Below are 552 nucleotides of genomic sequence, written 5' to 3'. Positions count from 1 at the left end.
CGCTTTCCCGGCAAACCCTTCTAACCCTGCGCTCAACCCGACCGCCCTGACGGGCGTCGGGTTAGCTCCACGTTAGAAGTCAAATGCCCATAGCTGACACTATCCTCCAAGAGAAGCTTCGCTGTTTTACCAAGCGGATAGCGGAGTCGTTGAATTTCAGCGATTGCCTTCGCCTTTTCGAGTCGTCGGATGGAGGCTACTCCGTCGAATACGAGGGCGAAGATACACAAGACAGTTTCCTCACTTACCAGTGGGAAATACTCGATATCGAAGAAATTGAAAAACAGCAATGTGCGCGCTTGGCTACCCATGTCTGCGATAACAGGCACGCGGGCCTCGGGAGTGTTCACACCCCACTTTGCTCAGGTGCTTGGTTGTTTCAAGACGGGCATATTGAGTACTTCCCCCTTGGTAACTTAGCGGCTACGCGAGATGAAATTGCCTTCTAACATTCCGGTCAAGGCCGCTCCCTCCAGTCGCTGGACGCTGCGCGATAAAGCGCCGCGCAGCGCCCCTTACCTACAACGTTAGAAGGCTTCTGCTTTTTATGCT

At 53.6% G+C, this 552-nt stretch carries 1 protein-coding gene; it reads left to right on the top strand.

The features are described 5' to 3' along the window. Nucleotides 1-83 precede the first annotated feature (83 nt). Nucleotides 84-449 carry a hypothetical protein gene (locus tag AC07TV_RS22735; protein ID WP_494650686.1) on the top strand — a complete coding sequence of 122 codons (366 nt, stop codon included), beginning with the start codon at nt 84-86 and terminating at the stop codon, nt 447-449. The last annotated feature ends 103 nt before the right edge of the window (nt 450-552 follow it).

The organism is Azonexus sp. GW821-FHT04F04 (assembly GCF_059420025.1).
Note: the sequence above shows the minus strand (reverse complement) of the source record. Positions and strands in the feature narration are given on the sequence as shown.

Bases quoted from the DNA above. Each gene is read 5' to 3' on its own strand.
- AC07TV_RS22735 (WP_494650686.1), top strand. From the start codon at position 84: ATGCCCATAGCTGACACTATCCTCCAAGAGAAGCTTCGCTGTTTTACC.